This is a genomic window from Rhodopseudomonas sp., assembly GCF_048594845.1.
Taxonomy (GTDB): Bacteria; Pseudomonadota; Alphaproteobacteria; order Rhizobiales; family Xanthobacteraceae; genus Rhodopseudomonas.
This window is the reverse complement of sequence record NZ_JBMDXE010000360.1, coordinates 1-18,608: the sequence shown is the minus strand read 5'-3', so window position 1 is coordinate 18,608 and position 18,608 is coordinate 1. Positions and strand designations below refer to the sequence as shown.

At 65.1% G+C, this 18,608-nt stretch carries 17 protein-coding genes and 1 riboswitch; of the genes, 6 read left to right on the top strand and 11 right to left on the bottom strand.

Translation table 11 applies throughout. The features are described 5' to 3' along the window. Window positions 1-20: 20 nt before the first annotated feature. Both ACOJTD_RS24620 and ACOJTD_RS24615 read right to left on the bottom strand, forming a co-directional pair. Window positions 21-263 (bottom strand): PilZ domain-containing protein, encoded by a 243-nt coding sequence (locus ACOJTD_RS24620; RefSeq protein WP_420135475.1) that lies wholly within the window; start codon window positions 261-263, stop codon window positions 21-23. 225 nt (window positions 264-488) lie between these two features. Then, window positions 489-953 (bottom strand): PaaI family thioesterase, encoded by a 465-nt coding sequence (locus ACOJTD_RS24615; protein ID WP_420135474.1) that lies wholly within the window; start codon window positions 951-953, stop codon window positions 489-491. Window positions 954-1,273: 320 nt separating this feature from the next. Between ACOJTD_RS24615 and ACOJTD_RS24610 the strand changes: the two genes are divergently transcribed. Continuing rightward, window positions 1,274-1,564, top strand: a complete 291-nt coding sequence (locus tag ACOJTD_RS24610) for a hypothetical protein (RefSeq protein ID WP_420135473.1) — start codon at window positions 1,274-1,276, stop codon at window positions 1,562-1,564. Between the two features lie 157 nt (window positions 1,565-1,721). Beyond that, window positions 1,722-2,408: a Crp/Fnr family transcriptional regulator gene (locus ACOJTD_RS24605; RefSeq protein ID WP_420135472.1), complete on the top strand. Its 687-nt coding sequence runs from the start codon at window positions 1,722-1,724 to the stop codon at window positions 2,406-2,408. A gap of 177 nt (window positions 2,409-2,585) precedes the next feature. Here ACOJTD_RS24605 and ACOJTD_RS24600 read toward each other — a convergent pair whose 3' ends face one another. The 3 genes from ACOJTD_RS24600 to ACOJTD_RS24590 all read right to left on the bottom strand — a co-directional run bounded on the left by ACOJTD_RS24600 (window position 2,586) and on the right by ACOJTD_RS24590 (window position 4,556). Then, window positions 2,586-2,723, bottom strand: a complete 138-nt coding sequence (locus tag ACOJTD_RS24600) for a hypothetical protein (protein WP_420135471.1) — start codon at window positions 2,721-2,723, stop codon at window positions 2,586-2,588. A gap of 235 nt (window positions 2,724-2,958) precedes the next feature. After that, a complete protein-coding gene (locus ACOJTD_RS24595; RefSeq protein WP_420135470.1) occupies window positions 2,959-3,150 on the bottom strand; it encodes a hypothetical protein in 192 nt (63 codons plus the stop codon). A 992-nt stretch (window positions 3,151-4,142) separates the two neighbouring features. After that, a complete protein-coding gene (locus ACOJTD_RS24590; protein ID WP_420135469.1) occupies window positions 4,143-4,556 on the bottom strand; it encodes a response regulator in 414 nt (137 codons plus the stop codon). Between the two features lie 170 nt (window positions 4,557-4,726). Between ACOJTD_RS24590 and ACOJTD_RS24585 the strand changes: the two genes are divergently transcribed. Continuing rightward, window positions 4,727-4,909: a hypothetical protein gene (locus ACOJTD_RS24585; protein WP_420135468.1), complete on the top strand. Its 183-nt coding sequence runs from the start codon at window positions 4,727-4,729 to the stop codon at window positions 4,907-4,909. Window positions 4,910-4,939: 30 nt separating this feature from the next. Here the strand turns inward: ACOJTD_RS24585 and ACOJTD_RS24580 are convergent, their stop codons facing one another. Both ACOJTD_RS24580 and ACOJTD_RS24575 read right to left on the bottom strand, forming a co-directional pair. Next, the gene (locus tag ACOJTD_RS24580) at window positions 4,940-5,185 is read right to left on the bottom strand and encodes a hypothetical protein (RefSeq protein ID WP_420135467.1); all 246 of its coding nucleotides are present in this window, start codon (window positions 5,183-5,185) and stop codon (window positions 4,940-4,942) included. Window positions 5,186-5,238: 53 nt separating this feature from the next. Then, on the bottom strand, window positions 5,239-5,487 hold the full coding sequence (locus ACOJTD_RS24575) for a hypothetical protein (protein ID WP_420135466.1): 249 nt from the start codon (window positions 5,485-5,487) through the stop codon (window positions 5,239-5,241). 278 nt (window positions 5,488-5,765) lie between these two features. Between ACOJTD_RS24575 and recA the strand changes: the two genes are divergently transcribed. Further along, window positions 5,766-6,860, top strand: coding sequence for a recombinase RecA (gene recA, locus ACOJTD_RS24570; protein ID WP_420135465.1), 1,095 nt, complete (start codon window positions 5,766-5,768; stop codon window positions 6,858-6,860). Between the two features lie 554 nt (window positions 6,861-7,414). On the opposite strand, the gene gcvP is transcribed toward recA, so the two are convergent. From gcvP to gcvT, 3 genes are all read right to left on the bottom strand, one after another. Next, window positions 7,415-10,309, bottom strand: coding sequence for an aminomethyl-transferring glycine dehydrogenase (gene gcvP / locus ACOJTD_RS24565; protein ID WP_420135464.1), 2,895 nt, complete (start codon window positions 10,307-10,309; stop codon window positions 7,415-7,417). Between the two features lie 172 nt (window positions 10,310-10,481). Next, window positions 10,482-10,847, bottom strand: a complete 366-nt coding sequence (gene gcvH, locus ACOJTD_RS24560; RefSeq protein WP_420135463.1) for a glycine cleavage system protein GcvH — start codon at window positions 10,845-10,847, stop codon at window positions 10,482-10,484. A gap of 9 nt (window positions 10,848-10,856) precedes the next feature. Next, on the bottom strand, window positions 10,857-12,005 hold the full coding sequence (gcvT, locus tag ACOJTD_RS24555) for a glycine cleavage system aminomethyltransferase GcvT (protein ID WP_420135462.1): 1,149 nt from the start codon (window positions 12,003-12,005) through the stop codon (window positions 10,857-10,859). 134 nt (window positions 12,006-12,139) lie between these two features. Then, window positions 12,140-12,243: riboswitch (glycine riboswitch) on the bottom strand. Window positions 12,244-12,460: 217 nt separating this feature from the next. On the opposite strand from gcvT, the gene alaS reads away from it, so the two are divergent. After that, the gene (gene alaS, locus ACOJTD_RS24550; protein ID WP_420135461.1) at window positions 12,461-15,145 is read left to right on the top strand and encodes an alanine--tRNA ligase; all 2,685 of its coding nucleotides are present in this window, start codon (window positions 12,461-12,463) and stop codon (window positions 15,143-15,145) included. A 1-nt stretch (window position 15,146) separates the two neighbouring features. Beyond that, complete coding sequence (locus ACOJTD_RS24545; protein WP_420135460.1) at window positions 15,147-15,965, top strand: GNAT family N-acetyltransferase; 819 nt, start codon at window positions 15,147-15,149, stop codon at window positions 15,963-15,965. 226 nt (window positions 15,966-16,191) lie between these two features. Here ACOJTD_RS24545 and ACOJTD_RS24540 read toward each other — a convergent pair whose 3' ends face one another. Beyond that, window positions 16,192-18,156 (bottom strand): AI-2E family transporter, encoded by a 1,965-nt coding sequence (locus ACOJTD_RS24540; RefSeq protein ID WP_420135459.1) that lies wholly within the window; start codon window positions 18,154-18,156, stop codon window positions 16,192-16,194. Window positions 18,157-18,608: the final 452 nt, after the last annotated feature.

Sequence of the window (18,608 nt, the reverse complement as noted above, 5' to 3'; positions counted from 1 at the left end):
GCCTTCACCGGGGCGAACGATTACTCGAACGCGACGCCGATGCGCTGCGCGGCACTCCAGACCGGGCGGCAGCGGTGCATCACTTTGTCGCTCTCGATCACCAGCGTGAAGTGCTCCGGCAGGTGCACCGGTCCCTGAAGGTCGACGCGCGCTCCGCCGGTCGACAGGTTCCGTACTGTGCAGTCAAAGCCGGCACCGTTGAACGCGATGATACCGCGCTTGTAGACCCGCTGACGGGGTGAGCCTCGTTTTTCGATCATCATCGTCTTTCCGTTGCCCCCGTGAGCGCCGCGACTTTGCCACAAGGAAATTAGGAAGAGTTTGATGCGATTGCCGATGAAAAGCGGTGCCTATTCAGTCGTCGTTTACCAAATCCGGTGATCTCGCCGCGACTGAGTCCGCTTGCTCCTGCTTGCTCGTTTTGCGGTGCAAACCCCGGCGTCAACATCGCCACCGCGGCCGAGAAAGTGCTCGGCAAGTAGCCGCCGTCACAGCATTGCAAACGCGCTCGACACCATCGCCACCGGTTTGCCGTCGGAGGCGCTGAGCAGCGTCACGCGCCCGAAGCTCATGGTGCGGCCGAGCCGGACCACCCGCGCTTCGGCGAGCACGTCGCTCGATGCCACGGCTTTCAGGAAGTGCGTGGTCTGATCGACCGTGGTCATCGGTCGGAAGCCGCGGTTGGCGGCGAGGATTGCGAACACCATGGCGGTGTCGGCAAGCGCCATCAGCGCCTGGCCGCAAACGATGCCGCCGCTGCGGCACAGCCGTTCCGAAAACGCCATCCGCAGCGTGGCGCCGGGTTGCCAGTCCGCAGCGGCGCCCGGCGGAGGATCCGTCTCGATCGCTTCGACTGACAGGCCGAGATCGAGGACCCATGGCGCGAACACCTCACCCAGCGTGCGCCGAGCTTCCTCGAGCCCGAATTCCGCCGTTCGCAGCTCTTCCGCCATCTGGTCTCTCCCTTTTTTCGTTTCTGGACGTTGCACGACCATGCCGATCGCACGGATCGCGTGTGATTTGTCGCATCGGAGCCGATTCTGGGCGGCTTGAAAACGCCACGGTCGATCCCTTAAGGTTCTGCCAGTTTGGCGGGGTAGCGTATGGTCAAGCGTTCGATACTCGTGTTCGGCGTCGTTGCCGCGGCGATCCTCCTCAATGGTTGTACCCGCTGTGGTCCGATCTGGGAGGATTGGATGCAGTCGCCAAAGTCTTGCAGGTCCGATCGCCTTTGACGGCGGCGTCCGCCTGTCGCAACGAAGGGGAAAGTGACATGAAGGTACTGCGCGGCGCGGCGATGTTGGTTTTGCTAATGGCACCCGCAGCGGCAGTGGCCCAGGAAGGCCCGCACGTAAATCTGGTTCCCGAAATTCAACATAAATCGCCGGAGGAAAAGGCGCAGGACGCGGTGCGCGACAAGGCTTACCGCGACTCACTGCGCAAGATTCCGGATGCCAAGGCCCCGAACGATCCCTGGGGCGATGTGCGTAGCAACGAGGCCGTGCCGGCCAAGCCGAAGACTGCGACTACGAAGTCGAAGAAGTCCGGACAGGCCGCGAACTAATTTCAGCGGTAAGCGCGACCACGTTCGAATAGCGTGGTCAAAACGGCACAGATTTTTCTTTGAAATTGATGTTGATGGAACGCCGCGGCGAATGTCTCGCCGCGCGACTATCGACGCCTGATGGCGGAGGTCGTATTTCGCGATTGCAGGATTACACGTGAATTCTTTCGATGTGGCGTTCGATCCAACAGCGTTTTTGAGCAGCGCGGGACCGGGCCGGACGATCCAGCAATTCCGCAAGAACCAGAGCATCTTTGCGCAGGGCGATAAAGCGGACAGCGTGCTGTATTTGCAGCAAGGGCGCATCAAGCTCGTGGTGATGTCGGAGCAGGGCAAGGAAGGCGTCGTCGCCATCCTCGAGGCCGGACAGTTCTTCGGTGAGAGCGCGCTGATCGGACGGCGGCGCTTGTCCACCGCCGTTGCGCTGGAGGACTGCATGGTCACGGCGCTGAGCGGGGCAATGCTGATTAGTACCATGCAGCGCGAGTCCGGCATGTGCGAATTCTTCATGACGCACCTGCTCAAGCGCAATTGCCGCGTGGAAGAAGATCTGATCGATCAGCTGTTTAATTCCAGCGAGAAGCGTCTGGCGAGATTGTTGTTACTACTCGCCGATTTCAGCGAAGGCGATACCGCGAAATCCCTGCCGGTCGATATCAGCCAGGAGACGCTGGCTGAAATGATCGGGACGACGCGCTCACGCGTCAGTCACTTCATGAACAAGTTTCGCAAGCTCGGCTTCATCAACTACAACGGCCACATCGAAGTATATCCTTCTCTGCGTAGTACCGTATTGCCTGATAAAGCGCGTTTGCCGGACGGCGACTTGCGTCGTTCGGATTAGCTCCGGGCCTCGCGGCAGCGCGAACTCTCGTTCAGGATCCGTCACCAGCGGCGCCGACCAAGCGTCCGGTTCGACACATCGCAGATGGAATGGCTCGGGGAGGGGCGCTGACCGCCACGGTTCGTCGCTGCCAGATGCGCGTCAGGATTCGTCGCAGGAGCTCAACAGAGACGTGCGTCAGCTTTTGTCGCCCAGCAGCTTGCCGTCCAGGCGGTTGACGAAGTGCACCTGCGTGCAGGCAGGACAGCGGATCAGTTCGAACGTGGTCGCCGTCGGAGGGGTGATTTCCTCAGCGACCCAAGCCTGAACCTTCATGGCAGTCCGCGGACATTTGTAAATCACATGAGGCATCAGGGCCGGAGCTCTCCGGGAATTTTCTGGACCATTGCCGGCCCGGTCCCTTCGCCTTTTGATTTAGATCAACTGTAGTATTATTCTACCACGGAACCAGCGTGAAATCCTCCGTCTTTCTTTTGCGGAGCCTACGAACGGTAGCTGCGTCTAGGCGATGCCGCTTCACGTTGTGGCGGCGTCGCCGATGGACACCGCGTTACTGTCGGGCGCAGCTCACCACGATACTGCTGGAGGTCGGACCGCAGCGCGCCGTCAACACGCCGCGCTCGACCGTGATGCTGTCGCTGAAGCGGGCCGAGGAACTGCCGACGCACAGCGCCGACACCAGAGTTTCGCCGCTGTCGCAGCGGGTCGGGCAGCCGTCGGACACGCATGTGTTCGACGTCACGGCGCGGATGCTCGAGGCGGAGGCACCGTCCCTGCCGGGGGGACCCGGAGGCCCCGCTGGGCCTTCCGGACCCTGCTCACCGCGTGGCCCCGGCGTTCCCTGGCCCAGGTCGCATCCACCCAGTGCGAGAGCCGCCGCAGTCAGCACAATCAAAGTCCCAAGACGCATCTGTCCACTCCCCTGATCGTCAGCCCGCGCCAGCGAGCCGAAAGCGCGATTGACCGCGCCGGTGAAGCTCTGACGGTCACCTTTCGGCCGGAAGACACGTCGAGCGCCTACTGGCTATGTCAGGATCGGGATCGAAACGTTGCGATGGCGCAAGACGAGGGACACGGCCGCGCGGGCGGGAGCGCTCAGGTGCTTGCTCTATTGTTCGTCCGTCAAGTCGGAGGCGCGCCTTGCCCAGGCGCGGCCAAAATGAAAGAGCCCCGAACGAGGCCATGTTCGGGGCTCCCGTCAGCGTCGGAACTCCCCACCTCTAGAAAGCTCGGCAATGACGGCGCGTAAGCTATCCGGCGAAGCCGCGGGCGCATTGCTCCGAATCAAATACCGCTGTGTTCGCAGCGGGATGCGCTCGCCGAGGTCCGCGCGAAGTGCGGCAGGCGGCCCGGAACGCGAAGCGGGAGTAAAGCTGTCCTTGCGTCACTGCCGCGCTGGTCCGGACCTTACGTCCCGTTCCGATTGGGCCGATCGCGCTCGTTGAGGTTCGCGATCAGCTGTATCAGAACCCGTCGCCGTTCTTCGTCGTGGGTTTCCGACAACAGCCGGCGATAGAGCTTCAAATTTTCCTCGCGAACAAACTTGTCCAATGATGTTCCCCGTTCATTTCAGGCACTGACCCAGCCGATCCGCAACCGGCATGAAATGACTGCGATGAAGCGAATGGTGGAAAAATACAGCGCCTGAGAATGGCTGTCGATCCGAGGGCTACGGAAGGAAGCGCACGTAATTTGACGGACGTTGTAGGGACAATCCCTACATGTGGGCGCGCTTTAGCTGGCTGCTCGGTCAGGGGCCGGCGTCGCGCCCGGGGCGGGATTGTTGAGCAACTGAGCGATCGCCGTTACCACCTGCGAGGGTGCGAACGGCTTGGTGATCAGCAGGCTATTCGGGACGCCGCGCGAGGCCCATTCGGCGGCGCTGTCGCCCGTCATATAGACCACGGGAAAGCTCGGATCATTCTCCCGGGCGATGCGGCCGACGTCCCAGCCGTCCATCCGGTCGCGGCCGAGATTGACGTCGGTCAGTACGGCGCGGAAGCGCTGCGCGTCCTCGAGCAGCTTCTGGGCTTGCTCGCCCGTGGAAGCCACTTCGACTTTGAAACCGCCTTCTTCGAGAGCTTCCTGAACCACGCTCTGGATCATCGGTTCGTCTTCGACGACCAGGATCACGATCGAATTTTCCAAGACGAACCCCTGCCACAGGCATCGACCGGAAATACAAGTCGCGCGGGCTCCGGAAGTTCCATTTTGCGGGTCGCGCGCGCGGAACAGGCCGCCTCATGAGTCCATTGGTGGATGTGGACGGGCACATCCACGCGTTAAGCAGGGACCGGGAAGCATGCGGAGTTGTTGCTATGACGTGGTACGTGGACGCCATTCTGGTCGGGATCATTCTGCCCTGGATCATCGTCACCTATCGGCTGATCGCGGCGTTCCGCACTGGCATCAGCAACGGTCTGATCGCCTGGGCGAAGTGGGCGGTACCGTGCATTCCGGCGATGCTGCTGGTGATGTGGGGCGTCCAGAGCCTGCGCTAGCAGGCGTTATGGCTCGTAGGCGAAGCGCGCTCAGCTCGCCCCATCGCCGCGGTTGATCGACAGCATCATGCCATTCTTGATGCGGCGCGCCTCGGTGAAAGCGCGCTGTACGCCGAGGTCGGCGGAGTCGGTCGAGAAGGTGATCAGCTTGTTGCAGTTCGGGCACTGCACCTGCACGCCCTCGCGGATATTCCGGATCTTCTCGCGGAAGGGCACGCGGCACTTGGTACACAGCACACGGATCTTGTCCGGCGGCTTGGTCGGAGCGAGCTGCATCGTCATCCCGTAGTTCTGCGCGGCGACGATTGACAAAGGGTGAACGGGGCGGTTCAGGGCTCGGGATGCGGGCCTTGTGGCAAACCTGTGATTTCCGGAAACGGCCCGCGACCTTTTTGCGAAGCGTTCTCGGAAATCCGCCAGTGCGTCGGCCGCCGCGGCACAAACTCGTGGGTATCGCAATGCACCCACCCACCGATCACGCGTCGGCACGGCTCCATGCGCCATTCCACGCGGCCATCGACGATCACCGCCAATTCCAGGCGCACATCGAAGTTCTCTGTGCCGATCGGATGCCACATGCGACTAAAGGTGCGCCGTCCTGCTGCGGGAGCATTGTCCCCGATCAATTACGAGCCGATTCGCACACGGTTTCACGCAGAAATCGCATCTCGAGCAGTTCGTCGCTGGGCGCGTTTGGACCGGCATCGCGTGACCAGCGTGCAAAAGTGTCAGGAAATTCGATTTCTGAAAAAGAACAGATTGCGAACATAGAACAAAGAGTGTACGTTGCTTTCCATTGGTTATCGGCCCCCCGCGGTTTGTCCGACCGGCGAATCCCGTTCATAAGGAGCATCACATGGCTTCCGCCCCTACTGCCCTGCGTATCGTCGAAGGTTCTTCCATGGACAAATCCAAGGCGCTGTCCGCCGCGCTGTCTCAGATCGAGCGCCAGTTCGGCAAGGGCTCGGTGATGAAGCTCGGCAAGAACGATCGCTCGTTGGACATCGAGACGATTTCGTCGGGCTCGCTGGGGCTTGATATCGCGCTCGGTGTCGGCGGACTGCCGAAGGGGCGCATCGTTGAGATCTACGGGCCGGAATCGTCGGGCAAGACCACGCTGGCGCTGCATTGCGTCGCCGAGGCGCAGAAGAAGGGCGGCATTTGCGCCTTCGTCGACGCCGAGCATGCGCTCGATCCGGTCTATGCCCGCAAGCTGGGCGTCAATGTCGACGAGCTGCTGATCTCCCAGCCGGATCACGGCGAGCAGGCGCTCGAAATCGCCGATACGCTGGTGCGTTCCGGCGCGATCGACGTGCTGATCATCGACTCGGTGGCGGCGCTGGTGCCGCGCGCCGAACTCGAAGGCGAGATGGGCGACGCGCTGCCCGGCCTGCAGGCCCGCCTGATGAGCCAGGCGCTGCGCAAGCTCACCGCGTCGATCAACAAGTCGAACACCATGGTGATCTTCATCAACCAGATCCGCATGAAGATCGGCGTGATGTACGGCTCGCCTGAAACCACCACGGGCGGCAACGCGCTGAAGTTCTACGCCTCGGTGCGCCTCGACATCCGCCGCATCGGCCAGATCAAGGAGCGCGACGAGGTCGTCGGCAACCAGACCCGCGTCAAGGTGGTGAAGAACAAGCTGGCGCCGCCGTTCAAGCCGGTCGAATTCGACATCATGTACGGCGAGGGCGTGTCCAAGATGGGCGAGATTCTCGATCTCGGCGTCAAGGCCGGCATCGTCGAGAAGTCAGGTGCCTGGTTCTCGCACGACAGCCAGCGGCTCGGTCAGGGCCGTGAGAACGCCAAGGCGTTCCTGCGCGGCAATCCGGATCTCACCGCGAAGATCGAAGCCGCGATCCGCCAGAACTCTGGCCTGATCGCCGAGCAGATCCTTGCCGGCTCGCCCGAGAGCGACGCCGAAGGCGAGGAGCCGGTCGACGAATAAGACGCGGCCACGCTCGACACTCAGTTATCATCGCCCGCGCAAGCAAGCGATTTCGTTTCCGTCGGATAAATTGGTATTCCGAGCGTTCGTAGAGGCGGGTCGCGCTGTCGCGGCTTTGCCGAGGCGATGGACGCACTCAAACTTGAAACCGCCGCCGCGCACATCGGTGCCGAAGGCCTCACGCCAAATTCCGCCGTCATCGCCCGCGCAGGCGGGCGACCCAGTATTCCAGCGAGAGAACAGCACAAGCACTGCAGACCGCGTGTTGGCGCTCGCGCGCAGGCCAAACGCCCTGCAATACTGGATCACCCGCATGCGCGGGTGATGACGACGTGCCTAGGTGCGTGCGCCTCGCTATTACTTGGCTGTCCTGCGCGGGCTTGACCCGCCTGCGGGGCCGGAGCCCGTTCGGCGCCGCGAAGGCCCGCGCATCCATCGCGCGCGGAGCGCGCTGGCTGAAGGCATCCTGCGAAGCGGATGGATTGCCGGGTCAAGCCCGGCAATGACGCCTTGGGTGATGGCGCCGTCCGTCGGGTCCATCATGTCCAGCGCGCTTACTCCGCCGCCCGCGCGTAGTCCGCCGCGAGGGCGTAGTCCTCGATCGGCGGGCAGGAGCAGACCAGATTGCGGTCGCCGTAGACGTTGTCGACGCGGCCGACCGGGCTCCAGTATTTGTCGGTGCGCGAATGCGGCGCCGGGAAACAGCCTTCCGTGCGCGGATAGGGCCGGGTCCATTCCGCCGAAGTGACGTCGTGCACGGTGTGCGGCGCGTGACGCAGCGGCGACTGGTCGATCTTGAACCGGCCTTCCTCGACCTGCGCGATCTCGCGGCGGATCGCGATCATGGCGTCGCAGAACCGGTCGATCTCCGCTTTGGATTCCGACTCGGTCGGCTCGATCATCAGCGTACCCGGCACCGGGAAGCTCATCGTCGGCGCGTGGAAGCCGTAATCGATCAGCCGCTTGGCGATGTCGTCGACCGTCACACCCGTCGTCGTCTTCAGCGGCCGCGGATCGACGATGCATTCGTGCGCGACGCGGCCACGCTGGTTGCGATACAGCACCGGGAAATGCGGCTGCAGCCGCGCCGCGATGTAGTTGGCATTGAGGATGGCGATCTCGGTAGCGCGCTGCAGCCCGGCGCCGCCCATCATCAGGATGTAGATGTAGGAGATCGTCAGGATCGATGCTGAGCCATAGGGCGCGGCCGATACCGTGCCGCCGCCGTGCAGCACGCCCGACGTCGGCTCGCCTTCGGCCGGATGGCCCGGTAGGAACGGAGCCAGATGCGCCTTGACGCCGATCGGTCCCATGCCCGGGCCGCCACCGCCATGCGGAATGCAGAACGTCTTGTGCAGGTTGAGATGGCTGACATCGGCGCCGTAGTCGCCGGGGCGGGCGAGGCCGACCTGCGCGTTGAGATTGGCGCCGTCGAGATAGACCTGTCCGCCATGCGCGTGGACGATGTCGCAGATCTCGCGGATGTGCTCCTCGAACACGCCGTGGGTCGACGGGTAGGTGATCATCACTGCGGCGAGGTTGGTTGAATGCTGCTCGGCCTTGGCGCGCAGGTCCTCGACGTCGACATCGCCGTGATTGTTGCAGGCGACTACCACCACATCCATGCCGACCATCGCGGCCGACGCCGGATTGGTGCCGTGAGCCGAGGACGGAATCAGGCAGATCTTGCGATGCGGCTCCTTGCGGGACAGGTGATAGCCGCGGATCGCCAGCAGGCCGGCATATTCGCCCTGCGCGCCGGAGTTCGGCTGCAGCGACACCGCGTCGTAGCCGGTGATCTCGGCGAGCCAGCTTTCCAGCGTGGCGAACATCGCGTGATAGCCTTCCGCCTGCGCGCGCGGCACGAACGGATGCAGGCTGCCGAACGCCGGCCAGGTCAGCGGCATCATCTCGGTGGTGGCGTTCAGCTTCATGGTGCAGGAGCCGAGCGGGATCATCGCGCGGTCGAGCGCGAGATCGCGGTCGCTTAGTTTGCGCATGTAGCGCAGCAGCTCGGTTTCCGAGCGATAGTCCTGGAAGGCCGCCTGCGTCATGAAATCGCTGCTGCGCGTCAGACCTTCCGGCAGAGCATCCGACGCTCCGCGCTCGACCTCCGCGTAGTCGAGCGAGCCGCCGAACGCGCGCCACAGCGCTTCGACGGTCGCCGGCGTCGTGGTCTCGTCGAGCGCGATACCGAGCGATGTGGCGTTGATCCGCAGGTTGATCTTCTCGGCCTCCGCGCGCGCCACGATGGCGTCGCGCCGGTCGCCGACCTCGATGGTCAGCGTGTCGAAATACGCGGCGTTGGCCGGCGCGAAGCCAAGCTGCTTGAGGCCGGCGGCGAGCGTCGCGGTGCGGCGATGAACGCGGCGAGCGATCGCGGCGAGGCCGTCGGGGCCGTGATACACGGCGTACATCGCGGCGATCACCGCCAGCAGCACCTGCGCGGTGCAGATGTTCGAGGTCGCCTTCTCGCGGCGGATGTGCTGCTCGCGGGTCTGCAGAGCCAGCCGATAGGCCGGCTGGCCGTGGCTGTCGATCGACAGACCGACGATGCGGCCGGGCAGGCTGCGCTTGAGACTGTCGCGCGCCGCCATGTAGGCGGCATGCGGCCCGCCATAACCCATCGGCACGCCAAAGCGCTGCGCCGAGCCGATCGCGATATCGGCGCCGAGTTCGCCCGGCGGCGTGATCAGCGTCAGCGCCAAGAGATCGGCTGCCATCACCGCCAGCGCACCCTTGTCGTGCAGCTTGGCGATCGCCTTGCGCGGATCGCGCAGCGCGCCCGAGGAGCCGGGATATTGCAGCAGCGCGCCGAACACGTCGGCGCCGTCGAGGTCGCTGTCGGGATCGCCGACCAGGATGGTCCAGCCGAGCGGCTCGGCGCGGGTGCGCAGCACCGCAAGCGTCTGCGGGTGGGTGTCGCGATCGACGAAGAACGTCTTCGACTTCGCCGCGGAGGCGCGCTCCGCCAGCGCCATCGCTTCGGCTGCAGCGGTCGCCTCATCCAGCAGCGACGCGTTGGCGACGTCGAGCCCGGTGAGATCGCAGATCATGGTCTGGAAGTTGAACAGCGCTTCGAGCCGGCCCTGGCTGATCTCCGGCTGATACGGCGTATAGGCCGTGTACCAGGCGGGGTTCTCCAGAATGTTGCGCTGGATCACCGTCGGCAGCACCGTGCCCGAATAGCCTTGGCCGATCAGCGAGGTGAACACCTGGTTCTGCGCGGCGAGCTCGGTCATGTGCGCCAGCGCATCGGTCTCCGACAGCGGCGCGCCGAGCGACAGCGGCTCCTTGATGCGGATCGCATAAGGCAGCGTCTCGGCCATCAGCTGGTCGACGCTGCCGGCACCGACGGTGGTCAGCATCGCGCCGATGTCTTGCGGCGAGGGCCCGATATGCCGTCGCACGAAGTCATTGGCGGCGTCGATCGGTCGGCGATGCGGCATGCTCTGGTCCTCGTCAAATGCAACGGCCCCGAGGGCTGGTTGCTCGGAATGCTTTCACGCGTCATTGCGAGGAACGAAGCGACGAAGCAATCCAGAGCTCAGGGTACCTGGGCTGGATTGCTTCGCTTCGCTCGCAATGACGAACTTATGCGAACGGACTAGACGGCGTGTCCTAAGCCGTGTGGGCCTTGTAGGCGGCTGCGTCCATCAGGCCGTCGAGTTCGCTCTTGTCGGCGATCTTCAGCTTGAAGAACCAGGCGGCGCCATCGGCGTCGGAATTCACCAGTGCCGGCTCGGTGCCGAGCGTCTCGTTGACCTCGAGCACTTCGCCGGTGATCGGCGCATAGACGTCCGACGCCGCCTTGACCGACTCGACCACCGCGGCGGCTTCCGCCTTCTTGACGCTGCGGCCGACCTTCGGCAGCTCGACAAACACCACGTCGCCGAGCTGTTCCTGTGCGTAGTTGGTGATGCCGATGGTGGCGACGTCGCCTTCGATCTTCAGCCATTCGTGATCGGAGGTGTAGAGCGTGGTCATGCGGGGTCCTCAGCGCTTGTAGGTGTTCGGAACGAAAGGCATGGCCGCGACGCGCAGCGGCAGACGCTGGCCGCGCACCTCGGCGAAAACCTGGGTATCGAGGCTGGCGTGCGCGCGCGTCAGGTAGCCCATCGCCACCGGGGCGTTCAGGCTGGGGCCGAAGCCGCCGGAGGTGACACTGCCGATCGGCTCGGCCGACTCGGCGCCGGCGAACAGCGGCGCGCCTTCGCGAACCGGGGCGCGGCCTTCGGGCCGCAGGCCGACGCGGGTCCGCGACGTGCCGCTGTCGAGCTGCCCGAGGATCACGGAATCGCCGAAGAAGCCGCCCGGCCGTGCGCCGCCGCTGCGCCGGCTCTTCTGGATCGACCAGATCAGCGCGCCTTCGACCGGCGTCGTCGTGGTGTCGATGTCGTGACCGTAGAGGCAGAGCCCGGCTTCGAGCCGCAGGCTGTCGCGGGCGCCGAGGCCGATCGGCAGCACGTCCGGATCGGCCAGCAGCTTCTCGGCGAAGGCCTCAGCGCCGCCGGCCGGCACCGAGATCTCGAAGCCGTCCTCGCCGGTGTAGCCGGATCGCGACACGATGCACGGCAGGCCGGCCACGGTCAGCTCGGCGACGTCCATGAATTTCAGCTTGGCGACATCTGCGCAGAATTTCGCCAGCACGGCTTCGGCCTTCGGCCCCTGCAGCGCCAGCAGCGCGCGCTCGGGGAGGGCGGTGATCTCGCAGGTCTCCGCCAGATGCGCCCGCAGATGCGCCTCGTCCTCGGTCTTGCAGGCGGCGTTCACCACCAGGAACAGCCGGTCACCGAGATTAGTGACCATCAGGTCGTCGAGAATCCCACCGGATTCGTTGGTGAACTGCGCGTAGCGCTGGCGGCCGGGCGCGAGCGCTGCGATGTCCTGCGGCACCAGCCGCTCCAGCGCATGCGCGGCGTCTTCGAGCTTGCCGGATTTCGCCCGCAGCTCGATCTGCCCCATATGCGAGACATCGAACAGGCCGGCGGCACTGCGGGTGTGGAGATGTTCCTTGAGCACGCCGGGCGCGTATTGCACCGGCATGTCGTAGCCGGCGAACGGCACCATCTTTCCGCCGCGCGCCAAGTGGAGCGCGTGCAGCGGGGTTCGTTTCAAGGCAGCCGTATCTTCACGGGCCAGCATTTCCAGGCTCCCACGGTTCCCGAGACCGATTTCTCGTCACCATATCGAGCCCCATCTGTCGCTGTGCCTGAGAGCATTATCCCGTCGGCGGACCCGCCCCGGGCATGCCCGGCAGGGTCTCTTTCCAGATGTCAGTCAGTCGCGCGGTCCGTTTGCCTGAGAGTTTCCGGGGCGGTTGCTCCTTCGGCGCCGACCCCCCTTCAGTGAAGGATGGCCGATCTCTCCCGACGCGACTTAGTCTTAGGTAGGTAGGACACAAACACGGCCGCAGCAAGGCTGTCAACGCAGTGCAGCGAGCTATCAACGGCTGTTCGCAACCGCCCCAGGTGGGTGGCAAACAACTGAATCAGCGCCCACTTTCTGGACAGCGGCCGGCCCCGCGTCTAAAAGGCTGGACTCCGGGACAGTGGGGTCGCGCGGGCGTTTCGCGGGCATTCCGGACTGAATGGACGAACATGAGCGGCGTTAACGAAATCAGGTCTGCGTTTCTGAACTACTTCGCCAAGAACGGCCACGAGGCCGTCTCGTCGTCGCCGCTGGTGCCGCGCAACGACCCGACGCTCATGTTCACCAATGCGGGCATGGTGCAGTTCAAGAACGTCTTCACCGGGCTCGAGAAGCGTCCGTATCAGCGCGCCACCACCTCGCAGAAATGCGTCCGCGCCGGCGGCAAGCACAACGACCTCGACAATGTCGGCTACACCGCCCGGCATCTCACCTTCTTCGAGATGCTCGGCAACTTCTCGTTCGGCGATTACTTCAAGGAGCGCGCCATCGAGCTCGCCTGGAATCTGATCACCAAGGATTTCGGCCTGAAGAAGGACAAGCTGCTCGTCACCGTGTACCACACCGACGACGAGGCGGCGGGCTACTGGAAGAAGATCGCCGGCTTCTCCGACGATCGCATCATCCGCATCCCGACGTCCGACAACTTCTGGGCGATGGGCGACACCGGCCCGTGCGGCCCGTGCTCGGAGATCTTCATCGATCGCGGCGAGCATATCTTCGGCGGCCCGCCCGGCTCGCCGGACGAGGATGGCGATCGCTTCCTCGAATTCTGGAATCTGGTGTTCATGCAGTACGACCAGGTGACGAAGGACGAGCGCGTGCCGCTGCCGCGTCCGTCGATCGACACCGGCATGGGCCTGGAGCGGATGGCGTCCATCCTGCAGGGCGTCGACAGCGTGTTCGAGACCGACCTGTTCCGCAATCTGATCGACGCGACGTCCTCCGCGCTCGGCCGCGGGCCGAGCGGTGACGACGCGGCGTCGTTCCGCGTCATCGCCGATCATCTGCGCTCGTCGTCGTTCTTGATCGCCGACGGCGTGCTGCCGTCGAACGAGGGCCGCGGCTACGTGCTGCGCCGGATCATGCGCCGCGCGATGCGCCATGCCCAGCTACTCGGCGCCAAGGAGCCGCTGATGTGGCGGCTGGTGTGGGCGCTGGTGCGCGAGATGGGCCAGGCCTATCCCGAGCTGGTGCGCGCCGAGGCAATGATCGAGGAAACGATGCGGCTCGAAGAGACCCGTTTCCGCAAGACGCTGGAGCGCGGCCTGTCGATCCTCGACGAAAAGAGCGCGACCCTGAAGAAGGGCGACATGTTCGACGGCGAGACCGCGTTCACGCTGTACGACACCTACGGTTTCCCGCTCGACCTGACGCAGGACGCGCTGCGCAACCGCGGCATCAACGTCGATATCGCCTCGTTCACCGACGCGATGGACCGCCAGCGCGCCAAGGCGCGCGCGTCGTGGGCCGGGAGCGGCGAGGCGGCGACCGAAGCGGTGTGGTTCGGCCTGCGCGACAAGCACGGCGCCACCGAGTTTCTCGGCTACGACACCGAGACCGCCGAGGGCGTCGTCACCGCGCTGGTCAAGGACGGCGCCGAGGTCGACGCGCTCAAGGCCGGCGACCAGGGCGCGATCGTGCTCAACCAGACGCCGTTCTATGCGGAGTCCGGCGGCCAGGTCGGCGACACCGGCGTGCTGATCGCCGACGGCGTGCGCTTCGTCGTCACGGATACGCTGAAGAAGGCCGGCGATCTGTTCGTGCATTTCGGCACGGTCGAGCAGGGCGCCATCGCGCTCGGAGATGCGCTGGCGCTCGAGGTCGACCACGGCCGCCGCTCGGCGATCCGCGCCAATCACTCGGCGACGCATCTGCTGCATGAGGCGCTGCGTCAGGTCCTTGGTGATCACATCGCACAGAAGGGATCGTCGGTGGACGACAAGCGCCTGCGCTTCGACTTCGTGCATCAGAAGCCGATCACGCCGGACGAACTGCGCCAGGTCGAAGACATCGCCAACGACATCGTGCTGGAGAACGACGAGGTCGTGACCCGGCTGATGGCGGTCGACGACGCCCGTGAGGCCGGCGCCCGCGCGCTGTTCGGCGAGAAGTACGGCGACGAAGTCCGCGTCGTGTCGATGGGCAAGGCGGCGCGCGAGCATGGTAGCAACGCGCTGGGCTGGTCGGTCGAACTCTGCGGCGGCACCCATGTGACGCGCACCGGCGACATCGGCCTGGTGTCGATCACCGGCGAGAGCGCGGTCGCGTCCGGCGTCCGCCGCATCGAGGCGCTGACCGGCAAGCAGGCGCGGCAGGCCTTGAACAACATGCGCAACGATCTGCGTGTGGTGTCGGCCGAGCTCAACGCCTCGCTCGGCGACGTCACGTCGCGCGCCAGCGCCATCGTGCAAGAACGCAAGAAGCTCGAGCGCGAACTTTCCGAGGCCAAGAAAAAGATCGCGATGGGCGTGGGTGCGGCATCTGGCTCATCAGGCGCCGAAGGAGCTGGCATTGCGCTGCGTGACGTCGGTGGCATCAAGCTGATGGCGCGTTCGGTCGAGGGCATCGAGATCAAGGACCTCAAGAGCCTGGTCGATCAGGGCAAGAAGCAGATCGGCTCCGGTGTGGTTGCGCTTGTCGCCAAGAGCGAGGACGGTAAGGGCTCGATCGTGGTCGGCGTCACGCCGGACCTCGTCGCGCGGTTCTCCGCGGTCGATCTGGTGCGCAAGGCGTCCGAAGTGCTCGGCGGTAAGGGTGGCGGCGGTAAGCCCGACATGGCGCAGGCTGGTGGTCCCGACGGCAGCAAGGCCGACGCCGCGCTCGAAGCGATCGCGGCGGCCATCGGCGGATAGCATGAACGACACAGTGGCGTGGCGGGTCGAACAGGCCTGCCTCGACGCCTGGCCGGCACTACGTAGCGCGATGCGTGGCGACTGGCTGCTGCGGTTCGGCGAGGGCGTCTCCCGCCGCGCCAATTCGGTCAATCCGCTGCACGACCGCGCGACGTCGATTGCCGAGCACCTTGATAGCTTCGCTGAGCTGTATCGCCACCACGGCCAGCCGCTGATCGTCCGCGTGCCGACGCTGCTCGCGGGTGCCGCGCAGATCAACCGCGAGCTCGATCAGCACGGCTTTGATAGCGAGGGCGAGACCTGCACGTTGCTGCGGGATTTCGGCGGGGAGCGGTTTGCCGAGCATGCGCCGGCTGTCGATGTATCTGCTCCAAGTAAGTCTGCTGTAGACCCATCCTTCGCTGCGTCAGACATCACGATCACTGCGCGCGCCGACGCGGACTGGCTTGCTGCGATCGCGCGGCTGCAGGTGCAGTCGCCGTCGCATGCGGCGGTCTACGCGCGCGTCGTCGACGCCATCGCGCTGCCGACCGGCTTCGCCGCGCTTCACCACGACGGCCGCATCGTCGCCACGGCTTACGGCGTGGTGCACGGCGATCTGCTCGTCATCGAGTCGGTGGTGGTCGACGAAGCGTTGCGCGGCCGGCGCCTGGGCCGGCGCCTGATGATGGCGCTGTTCGCCTGGGCCGTCAGCCACGGCGCCAAGGCCGCCTGTCTGCAAGTCGTCGCCGATAACGTAGCCGGCCGCGCGCTGTACGCCAGCCTCGGCTTCGACCAGGAACTCTACCGCTATCACTACCGCCGCGCGGCGACATACTAACACCCTCACCCCGTCATTCCGGCGCGCTCGCGCAGCGAGCGAGCCCGGAATCCATACTCCGCAGTAGCCGCTGTTCTGTACCGACGAAGTCTTGTCGTTCGTCGCAAGCACAGGGGAATGGATTCCGGGTTCGCGCTACGCGCGCCCCGGAATGACGGGGAGAGTGTCGGAGCCTCTCTCACGCCGTGACGGCGTACGGAACGTGAGATGCGCGCCTGCGTGTCCGCTACATCGCGACGCTGGACAAAGGCAGTTCGATCACCTGCGGGGGCGGGGTGTTGCTGGCTTCGTCGGTGCAGTAGGCGACGGCGTCGCGTAGCGTGGTGACGATGGCGTCGGCCTGCACGGACTCGTTGCCGTCGGGGAGCGCGGCGCCTTCCGCCGACAGCAGCGCAACGATGATCTTGGCCTGCGGCGCCTTGCGTCGCAGGCGGCGAACGGCGTAGCGGATGTGCGTGCTGTTCGAAATTTCCAGATAGGACAGGCACACCAGCGCGACGTGCGAGGTGTCGAGGCTGAAGATGTTGCGCGTGGACAGCACGCTTGGCGCCTCCGCGCGGGCGCCGATGCCATGCGCGCGGCACAGATGCGCAAGCATCATCGCCGCGGCTTCGTCGATGTCGGAGCGGCCGCCGATGCACAGCACGGGCGCGTCGCCGCGCCATTGCGGCTTGAGCTCGTTCGGCTTCATCACCGGCAGGCCGTCATGCGCATGGCTGGCGGGCGTTTCCTCGACGGCTGCCGCGGCCTCGGCGTCGGTGGAGGCCTCGTCGCCCTCGGGCTCCTGCGCCACCTCGTCGGTGAGGTCTTCGGTGAATTCGAGCACCGTTTCCTTGATCCGCGCCAGCCGCACGGCGTCGAGCGCGTCGCGTTCGAGATCAGCTTGCGCCAGTTGCAGGCCCTTCAGCGCGACGTCGTCGTAGTAGGACGACAGCGAGCGCTCCTTGAGGAATTGCTCAGCCTTTTCTGCGGCTTCGGTCGGGTCGCCGACAAGCATGCGCTGATAGAAAATCTCCGGCGGCGACAGCGCCGGACGATCCCCGAACATCACGTCGAGGAATGCCAGCCGCTCGACATGGCGGCCGAGCACGACGAGACACACCGTCAGCGGCGTCGCGAGGACGAGGCCGATCGGTCCCCACAGCGCGGTCCAGAACGTCGCCGAGATCACCACCGCGACCGGCGACAGGCCGGTGCTACGGCCATACACCAGCGGTTCGATCACTTGCGCGATCGCCGGCTCGATTACGAAGAACAGCGCGGCCGTCCAGGCCAGCATCCACCAGCCGGGATCGACCGCCACCGCCAAAGTCAGCGGGAAGGCGGCCGCGATGATCGAGCCGATATACGGCACGAAGCGCAGCACCGCGGCGAGGATGCCCCACAGCGCCGGGCTCGGCACGCCGATCAGCCACAGACCGATTCCGATCAGCAGGCCGAAGCCGGAATTGATCAGCAACTGATTGAGGAAAAGCCGGCTCAGCCGGCTGGCTGCGTCATCGAGCGCCGCGGTGGTGCGCTGCAGGTCGCGCGTACCGGCGAGACGGATCAGCCGGTTTCGCAGATCCTCCTTCTGCAGCAGGATGAAGATCACGAAGATCACGATGATCCCGGTCATCGCCAGCGGGGAGATCAGCGGTGCGATCAGCGAGCGCAGATTGGCGAGCGTGCCAGGATCGGGCTGCAGCACCTCGACCGGGACCGGCGCGACCGGCCGCCCCGCTGCGGTGCCGGTCTGCGGATTGTTCAGCGACGGCGGCGCTGCATTCTTCGGCCTGTTCAGCTCCTTGCTGAGATCCTGCAGCATGCCCTCGGCGCGCTCCAGCGTGGAGGAGCCACCGGCGACCCCGCGCAGCGAGGTGATCTTGGCCTGAATGGTCGACTGATACTGCGGCAGATCGCCGGCGAGGCGGGAGAGTTGCGTCGCGATCAGGCTGCCGAGCGCGAAGATCACCGCGAAGGCGAACAGCACGGAGACGATCGCCGCGACCGCGCGCGGCACCCGCAGTGATTGCAGCATGTTGACCGGCCGCGCCAGCACGAAGCTGAGCAGGATCGCCAGCGCCACCGGAACAAACACCTCACGGCCGACATACAGCGCCGAGATGATGATCACCGCCAGAATTGTCACCGCGCACGCGCCGACCTGGCCGGCGACGTCTTCCAGGCTTTGAGCCTTCCCCAGCTTCATCCGTTCGACGCTTTCGATGGCGTGAAGACCGGCTGACGCGCCGATCCGCGACAGCCGGGCTACCCCAATGGCAGCATGCAAGTCGCACCGATCGATAAGTACGCCGACGAAACTCAGTTCCGCGGTCGAGGCGTGACGCGGCGTGGCTCTCGGTGGCGCATCACCTCTCCGCGCGTCTTTCGGGGGCGCTCGCGCAGCGAGCGTACCCGGAATCCCGAAGTTGTTACGAAGAACGGGCCCACATGTGCGAGATCCGGGTTCGCGCTGCGCGCGCCCCGGAATGACGGTGCTTGGGGCTGGTGAGTAACTGAGGTCTCTCGCAGCGGATCAATTGATCGAGGGCTGCGCCACGCTGCCGCTAATCGACCGCCGCCATTCCTTCTCGCACCTGCTTCTTCCGCGTGTCGCGTTCGTCGTGGATGATGGCGATCACCTTGCCGACCGGGGTGCCG

Bases quoted from the DNA above. Each gene is read 5' to 3' on its own strand.
- ACOJTD_RS24620 (WP_420135475.1), bottom strand. From the start codon at position 263: ATGATGATCGAAAAACGAGGCTCACCCCGTCAGCGGGTCTACAAGCGC.
- ACOJTD_RS24615 (WP_420135474.1), bottom strand. From the start codon at position 953: ATGGCGGAAGAGCTGCGAACGGCGGAATTCGGGCTCGAGGAAGCTCGG.
- ACOJTD_RS24610 (WP_420135473.1), top strand. From the start codon at position 1,274: ATGAAGGTACTGCGCGGCGCGGCGATGTTGGTTTTGCTAATGGCACCC.
- ACOJTD_RS24600 (WP_420135471.1), bottom strand. From the start codon at position 2,723: ATGAAGGTTCAGGCTTGGGTCGCTGAGGAAATCACCCCTCCGACGGCG.
- ACOJTD_RS24585 (WP_420135468.1), top strand. From the start codon at position 4,727: ATGACGTGGTACGTGGACGCCATTCTGGTCGGGATCATTCTGCCCTGG.
- ACOJTD_RS24580 (WP_420135467.1), bottom strand. From the start codon at position 5,185: ATGCAGCTCGCTCCGACCAAGCCGCCGGACAAGATCCGTGTGCTGTGT.
- ACOJTD_RS24575 (WP_420135466.1), bottom strand. From the start codon at position 5,487: ATGTGGCATCCGATCGGCACAGAGAACTTCGATGTGCGCCTGGAATTG.
- recA (WP_420135465.1), top strand. From the start codon at position 5,766: ATGGCTTCCGCCCCTACTGCCCTGCGTATCGTCGAAGGTTCTTCCATG.
- gcvP (WP_420135464.1), bottom strand. From the start codon at position 10,309: ATGCCGCATCGCCGACCGATCGACGCCGCCAATGACTTCGTGCGACGG.
- gcvH (WP_420135463.1), bottom strand. From the start codon at position 10,847: ATGACCACGCTCTACACCTCCGATCACGAATGGCTGAAGATCGAAGGC.
- gcvT (WP_420135462.1), bottom strand. From the start codon at position 12,005: ATGCTGGCCCGTGAAGATACGGCTGCCTTGAAACGAACCCCGCTGCAC.
- alaS (WP_420135461.1), top strand. From the start codon at position 12,461: ATGAGCGGCGTTAACGAAATCAGGTCTGCGTTTCTGAACTACTTCGCC.
- ACOJTD_RS24545 (WP_420135460.1), top strand. From the start codon at position 15,147: ATGAACGACACAGTGGCGTGGCGGGTCGAACAGGCCTGCCTCGACGCC.
- ACOJTD_RS24540 (WP_420135459.1), bottom strand. From the start codon at position 18,156: ATGAAGCTGGGGAAGGCTCAAAGCCTGGAAGACGTCGCCGGCCAGGTC.